The sequence below is a fragment of the Bradyrhizobium sp. CCBAU 11430 genome, assembly GCF_028128855.1.
Classification (GTDB): domain Bacteria; phylum Pseudomonadota; class Alphaproteobacteria; order Rhizobiales; family Xanthobacteraceae; genus Bradyrhizobium; species Bradyrhizobium ottawaense.
Map to the genome: position 1 here is coordinate 309,716 of NZ_LBJV01000070.1, position 7,062 is coordinate 316,777.

Below are 7,062 nucleotides of genomic sequence, written 5' to 3' on the forward strand. Positions count from 1 at the left end.
AGAGTGTGCCTGACGCTCATCGTGATGCTGAAGACTCGTCACTGCCCCGCACGGAAAGTGTTGAGTGATCGCAGCGACATTGTGGCGTTGCACGCAAAACTTTTGCGGCGCACGGATCATGCGTCGTGTTGAAATGCGCAGCGAAATTCGACGCGCTGAAAATGTCGTCACAGTGATGACATACGAGCGAACGCGTTGCCCTATTTTGAATCAAGTTCCACGTCCATCGCGATGCTTGGCCATCGCGCGAGCACCTCTTCGCTCATCTTTCAGGCGATGCGATCCTTCGACGAAGCACAATGAGTCATTTGCGAGAATTTCGATGATTTTCTATCTGGGCGTGCGATGCGAAATCGCGCCTAGGCATGCATCTTTGCTGCACTCTCGCCTTCAGCGATGCAATTCCCGCGGGCCGCGCCATTCGCGCTGCCGATCGCCAAACAAGGTCGGCAAAAAATGCCGCCCTTCTTTTGGCGTGATCGAGCCGGAGAACAAGGACGCTCCCTCACCGAATTCACGTCGTTCGTGTTGAATGGAAGCTCTCCGGTGCCGGCGACTTGGGGAAATTTTTCAACCACCCGATCGATTGAGCGCCATGATATCTCTCGCCCGACCACGCCCGCCTATTCCCAAACCGCAATTGCCGGAGGGAGTCCGCATCTATGCGATCTCGGACATTCACGGCTGCGCGCATCTGCTGCAGCCCATGTTGCGGGTGATCGACGCCGACGTTGCCTGCAGCCGGCCGCGCTACGCAGTCGAGGTCTTCATGGGCGATTACATCGATCGCGGCCCGGATACGCGCTCCACCCTCGACGTCCTGATCGAACGGAGCCGCCGGGGCAACGCAGTCTTCCTCAAAGGGAATCACGAGGCATTTCTGGTGAGGGTGTTCGAAGATCCCTCATTATTCGAGGATTGGATTGCCGTCGGCGGGACCCAGACACTGATGTCCTACGGGCTTGCGCCGCCGGACCTGAAGCGCGACGAGCCGGCATCGATCATGCGCGATCTGATTCGGGCGATGCCCACCGAGCATCTGGAATTCCTCGACAATCTGCGGCTGAGCTTCAGTTGCGGGGACTTCTTCTTCGTTCACGCCGGCGTTCGCCCGGGCGTTCCGCTGGCCGAGCAGACGGAGCGCGATCTGCTCTGGATTCGCGAAGAGTTCCTGCGCAGCGAGGAGCAATTCGGCAAGTATATCGTGCATGGCCATACGCCGGTCCGTAGTGCCGAATTCATGGCGAACCGCGTCAACATCGACACCGGTGCCTATGCGACCGGTAACCTCACCCTGATGAGCATCCAGGGCAGCCGCATGCTCGCGGTATGACGTGCAGCCTTGGTTCGCGACGGCTCGCCTATCGGACCATGGGCATCGACCTCGAGCGGATCTAGTTGAGCAAGCGGGGCTTTTCCAGCCGCGCACGTGTTTCAGCCATCCAATCGTTCCAGGCTCGCTCGTGCTTGACGTAAAGCTCCAGCCAGCGCTCCCCATGTCTGTCCTGGCGGACACGGCGCGCCTCGACAAGCAAATCGGCGCCGGGGCGGGAGCTCGGATTATCCAGCGCTTCGAACTCGACCGTCTCCGAGATCGTCAGCCCGACAAGCACGCGTTGTCCGGCGCCATCGACGATGTAACGCCGCGGCGCATCCTTCTTGGGTTCGCTCATCTCGTCATGCCCCATTCGTACCAGTGAGATCCCGTCAGCGAATCGGACGTTGCCTAAAAGGCTCGTCGGGCGTGGCCGAACGTCGAGGTGGGAGTCGGTCCGGTCATTCGGCGCGAGGCGCCGCGGGATGAGCTCGCAGGGCTTCGTTGCACGCGCCAAGCGCGTAGCGCGTATCCCAAGGTGAGGCCAGCGCCGAAAATGAAAGCGGAGAGGAATGCAGAAGTCATAGGAGTCGCCCTAGATAGTCCGGGACTCATCAAGAGCGAGCAGTGTGTCGACATCATGGTTCTTGCCGACTTCGGGCGCCGAAAGATTGTTCATGCCTGACCTCTTACGTGCATGCGGCATAACCTCCCGTGCATCAAGCTCTGCGATCAAGATCGCTCTATTAGAGTCACTCTATATAGAGAGATGCCTTCGCGATCCCGACCTGTCCAAAGGCTGCTGCCGTCGAACGGACCTGGCACGCCTTCCCACGAACAGGAAATTTCGGGCCAACCGGCCAATCCATGCCCTTGCAACCATTCGGGACCCGTCGCATTATTTCGCATCTCATATTACGAGGGATTCAATCCAATGACCGTCCGCGCTCTTATTCCATCCATTGCCCTGTCCGCTCTCGGCCTCGTTTTGACAGCATCCGTAGCGCCGGCCGCCGAGCTCGCGCTTGCGCCGGCACATCAGCGGGCGGCCTACGCCCAAACCGGGGTCGTGCTGTGGGATGACGTCTATCCGCCCGCGATCTACGGCCCGCAGCTTCGCTCCGTCGAGGAAGTCGCCGCCATGAAGGCGCAGGCGCGTCCAGTGTCCCAACGCTGGTGGGGCTATTGGTACGTTCGGTGAGCGCGGGAACGCTTGGCTAAGAGCCTCCTGAGAGGCCAGCCACCTTCGACCCAGCGACCTTCGACTATAGACCGCCGATCCACCGGATAGCTGGTGGCGGCGGTTTTTGCTTGGGGTCGCGCGGCGATTGCCAGGACGGTGGCTCCCGGAGACAGGCCGGCAGGCGGCCAACGCCTCTCCGAAGCCGGTTCTCTCTCAGGCCAACAGGAAGTTGCCGTTGTGCAGCGTGCCCGTGACATTTTGCAGGCTCACGTCCATATCGCTCGTTCCGTCGCCGTCGATATCGATCTGAAGATAGTCGTTACCCGGCCCGGAATTCTGCAGGTGAGCCGAAGCCTGGTTGGCACCGAGCAGCGCCGCATTCTCCACGTACTCGATGTGACCGCCAGCGACGCTAATGCCCGAGAACGTAAAGCTGTCATTATCGGCGTCGAAATTGTGAATGGTATCGGCAGCGCCGGCGGCGGAATCCGCGGTGCTGACAAAGCGGAAGTTGTCATGGCCCGCGCTGGCGAAGATCTCATCCGCACCCGCGCCGGCAGTGATCGTCGTGTTACCTGACGCATTGCCGATCGTGATCCTGTCGAAGTTCGCGGCGGCATTGACGGTCTCGACGTTGGTCACCGTGATGTCGTAGACATTCGCGCTGAAGTTCAGAGTGTCGTTGCCGCCGCCGAGATCGATCACGTTCGCCGGGCTGCCCTGCAACGTCAGAATGTCGTCCGACGAGCTCCCGTTGAGCAGATTCACGTTCCACAGATTGTCGAACGAATTGCTGCCTGCGGCGAGATTCAGGACGTTGGTCCCTTCGCCGAGATTGACCGACACCCCGGACACTGTATTCAGAAGCGTGACCGTATCGTCCGACGGGTTGAGATTGCCGGTGAAATCACTGCCGTTGAGGTTTTCGACGCCACTGATGCTGACCGAATTCACTCCATTGGCGAGCGACACCAGATCGTTTCCACCGCCCATGTCGATGACGATGCCATCGACATTGTTCGTCAAGCTGAGTGAATTGTCGCCCGAATTTCCGTTGATGTGCTCGACGCCGGTCGCGGCGAATGCAGCGAAGTTTCCGTTGAGGGCGATCGTATCCTCGCCGCCGCCAAGGTCGATCGCGACGCCGTTGACCGCTGCGATCGCACCGGTGACAGTCAAGGTGTCGTCGCTCGCGGTTCCGTTCACGTGATTGACGTCGTAGATGTTCACGAACGAGTTCGCGCCGGCAGCGAGGTTCATCGTATTGTCGCCGTTGCCGAGGCTGATGTTCAGGCCCGTCACCGTCGTCGACAAGGTGAGTACGTCGTTGACGCCGGGCGTCGCACCGAAATCGGATCCGCCGACCCCCTCGACGCCGATCAGGCTAAGCGTGTTGGCGCCGCCCGCGAGATTGAGCTGATCATTGCCACCCCCGAGGTCGACGACCAGTCCGTTGGCGGTCGTCGTGAGGTTGACGAATTCGTCGTTGCCGCTGCCGACCAGGTTTTCGACACCCGAGAGATTGAGCGTGTAGCCGTTACCGAAGGTGCCGTTGAGCAGGACGGTATCCCCCGTCCCGGCTCCCAGATTGATCCCGTGTCCGAAGATATTGGCTCCGACGCGAAGATAATCATCGCCAGCCGTTCCGCTCACGGGTGCCGTGTTAGAGAACTGTTGCGTCGAGAGATCGATCGGACTCGCCAACGAGCCCGATGACAGCAACACGATGGCGTCGCTGAACTGCAGCACTTCGACATTGGTCAGACCGTCGGTGCCGTCACGGTTCACGACATTGTCTTGAACCTGGATCGTTCCAGCCGTCGTGACGGTGTATTGCGATTGCGTACCCGAGAAGATCACCATGTCGGTGCCGGCGTCGCCGTCGATCGTATCGTTGCCGCCCTGGCCGGTGATGCCGTCGTTGCCGCCACCTGCGTTGATCGTGTCGCCACTGCCGCCGCCGAAGAAGAATTCGTTATTCGAGCTGCCGATCAGCGTGTCGGCCTGGTTCGAACCCTGGACGCTGTTGACGCCTCCCGTGATGAAGTCGGCGCCGGCCGCACCGCTCACAAGTCCCGTCGAAAGGTCGACGGAAACTCCGCCCCCGCTCGCCTGGGAATACGAGACCCGCGTATTGCCGTTACCGGTGATGGTATCGTTGCCGAGCAGGCCTTCGAACAGGTTGAAGGTACCGAACGATCCTGCCGAGGTGACGCCGGTGAAGCCTGTGGCATTGTAGGTGTCGTTCAGGTTGCTGCCGGTCGCACTGTTGACGCCTACATAGGTGTCAGTGCCGATCGAGCCGCCACCGGTCGCAGTCCCCGCCTGCAGGTTGATGGTCACGGCATCGGTGGCGCTGGAATAGATGATCCGGGTGTTACCGTTGCCGGTGATCGTGTCGTTGCCGGCCAGGCCTTCGAACTGGTTGAAGTTGCCGTTGTTGCCGACGTTGTTGGTTGCACTGTTCTGGAAACCGACGGCGCCGAAATTCGTGGCCGTGAAGACGTCGTTGAAAGTGGTGCCCTGGGCGCCCTCGATCCCGCGGAACGTATCATTGCCGACCGAGCCGTCACCGGTCGCGGTGCCCGCCGTGAAGTTGATCGTCACCGCGCCGGTGGAGAAGTAGATGTTGTTGTAGCTGATGATGTCGAAGCCGCCGCGGCCGTCGATGAAGTCGTCGCCGGCAAGGCCGGTGAACGTTTCCGTCGCCGTGGTGGTGTTGCTACCGCTGATGGTGTCGTTGAACATCGAGGCCATAACGGCATTGACGCCGCTGAACGTATCGTTGCCCGTGGACAAGTCACCGCTTGCGGTACCTGCCAGCAGATCGACCGTCACCGCGCCGGTGGCGTTGGTGAATGCAACGCGCGTGTTGCCGTTACCGGTGATGCTGTCGTTGCCGCCCATGCCGATGAATTCATTGAACGTCCCGTTGGAACCGGCATTCTGGCTGCTTCCGGTGAAACCAGCGGCGTTGAAGACGTCCGCAGCGTTCGAGCCGCGCACGGACTCGACCGATCGCAGCGTGTCGGTGCCGACCGTCGCGGCGTCGCCCGTCACGGTTCCCGAGGCCAGTTGAACGTCGATCCCGCCCACCGCGGCCGGATCGAGCGCGTAGTCCGCCCGGTCGAAACCAGCCCGGCCGTCGATGAAGTCATCGCCGGCGCGGCCTTCGAACGTTTCCACGGTTCCTGGGCCATTGGCACTGCCGAGCAGTTGGTCGCCAGATCCAGAGCCGACAACACCCGCAAAGCCCGAACCCACCAAGGTATCGGTACCGACCGAGGCATCTCCCGCCGCCGAGTGGGCCGTCAGATCGACGGTCACGCTGCCCGTTGCATTGGCATACGAGATGCGCGTCAGGAGCGCACCCAGGCTGTTCATCGCTCCCGTGATGCTGTCGTCCCCGCCGCGGCCTTCGAACTCGTTGAAGCCCACATTGGTGCCGGCAATGCCGGTATCGCCCGCAAAGCCGGTCGCGTTGAACGTGTCGGCATAGTCGCTGCCCACGATCCCCTCGACGTTCGCCAGCGTGTCCGTGCCGACCCCCGGGCCTGTCACGGAACCTGCCGCGAGATTTGCGGTAATGCCGCCCGTTGCCGCGACATAGTCGGCGCGGTCGAAGCCGAGGCCGCCGTCGAGCAGATCATTGCCGTCGAGGCCCTTGAGGCGATCGTTGCCCGCAAGGCCACTCAGATTGTCGGCGTAGGCGGTGCCGATAAGCGTATTTGCACCGGCGTCGCCGGTGAGGTGCACGCCCTGCCCCAGGATGAAGTCGGCAGCCGTGAGGTTCGACAGCGTCACGTTCAGCAGCGTGAGGGTGTCGCCATTGCCGAAGTTGATGACCGTGTTCGGCCCCTGTTGGGTGGCAAGCGCCTGAACGTCGGCAAGGGTCGAGACACCAGGGATCCCCGTGAGGTCGATCTTGTCGGCGTCCGCCTGCAGGAAGTCGCCGATGGTGTCCGCGCCGCCGCCGGCAGCGTAGACAAAGGTGTCTGCACCGATGCCGCCGTTCAGGCCGTCGTTGCCGGCACCACCGCTGAGCAAGTCGTTGCCGCCGTTGCCGAACAGCTGGTCGTTGCCACCAGAACCGGTGATCGTGTCGTTGAAGTTCGAGCCCGCAACGTTGGTCACCCCTCCCAAAATGGTGTCATGACCTACCGAACTATCGCCGTCCACAGTACCGTTTGCGAGGTTAACGGTCACGCCGCCGGTCGCGTTGGCGAACAGCAGCTGCGTGCTGCCGTTGCCGGTGATGAGGTCGTTGCCGGCAAGACCCTGGAAGGAATTGAAACCGATGAAGCCTGACGCGTCGTAAGTGTCGGCGAAATTGCCGCCATAAACGCTGTTGACGCCCGTGAAGGTGTCGTGCCCGACCGATACGTCACCCGTGATCGAGCCGGCGTTCAGGTTGACGGTGACGCCGCCGGTGGCATTCGTGTAGAGCAGCCGTGTGTTGCCGTTGCCGGTGATGGCATCATCGCCGCCGAGGCCCTCGAACTGGTTGAAGGTGCCGTTGTTGCCGATATTGAGCGCACCGGGCTGGCCATAGCCCGTCGCCACG

Annotated in this window: 4 protein-coding genes; 2 read left to right on the plus strand and 2 right to left on the minus strand. The window is 61.5% G+C overall.

What is annotated here, in order from left to right; translation table 11 throughout:
- Positions 1-595 precede the first annotated feature (595 nt).
- Positions 596-1,333 (plus strand): metallophosphoesterase family protein, encoded by a 738-nt coding sequence (locus XI04_RS31175; RefSeq protein ID WP_050995698.1) that lies wholly within the window; start codon positions 596-598, stop codon positions 1,331-1,333.
- 61 nt (positions 1,334-1,394) lie between these two features.
- Here the strand turns inward: XI04_RS31175 and XI04_RS31180 are convergent, their stop codons facing one another.
- Positions 1,395-1,673 carry a hypothetical protein gene (locus tag XI04_RS31180; protein WP_038972575.1) on the minus strand — a complete coding sequence of 93 codons (279 nt, stop codon included), beginning with the start codon at positions 1,671-1,673 and terminating at the stop codon, positions 1,395-1,397.
- 576 nt (positions 1,674-2,249) lie between these two features.
- Between XI04_RS31180 and XI04_RS31185 the strand changes: the two genes are divergently transcribed.
- Positions 2,250-2,516 (plus strand): hypothetical protein, encoded by a 267-nt coding sequence (locus XI04_RS31185; RefSeq protein ID WP_028141813.1) that lies wholly within the window; start codon positions 2,250-2,252, stop codon positions 2,514-2,516.
- Positions 2,517-2,711: 195 nt separating this feature from the next.
- On the opposite strand, the gene XI04_RS31190 is transcribed toward XI04_RS31185, so the two are convergent.
- Positions 2,712-7,062, minus strand: a 4,351-nt coding sequence (locus XI04_RS31190) for a beta strand repeat-containing protein (RefSeq protein WP_442869444.1), incomplete at its 5' end; no start/stop codon positions are given.

Excerpts from the sequence above, each read along its gene's own strand:
- XI04_RS31175 (WP_050995698.1), top strand. The coding sequence starts at position 596 with ATGATATCTCTCGCCCGACCACGCCCGCCTATTCCCAAACCGCAATTG.
- XI04_RS31180 (WP_038972575.1), bottom strand. The coding sequence starts at position 1,673 with ATGAGCGAACCCAAGAAGGATGCGCCGCGGCGTTACATCGTCGATGGC.
- XI04_RS31185 (WP_028141813.1), top strand. The coding sequence starts at position 2,250 with ATGACCGTCCGCGCTCTTATTCCATCCATTGCCCTGTCCGCTCTCGGC.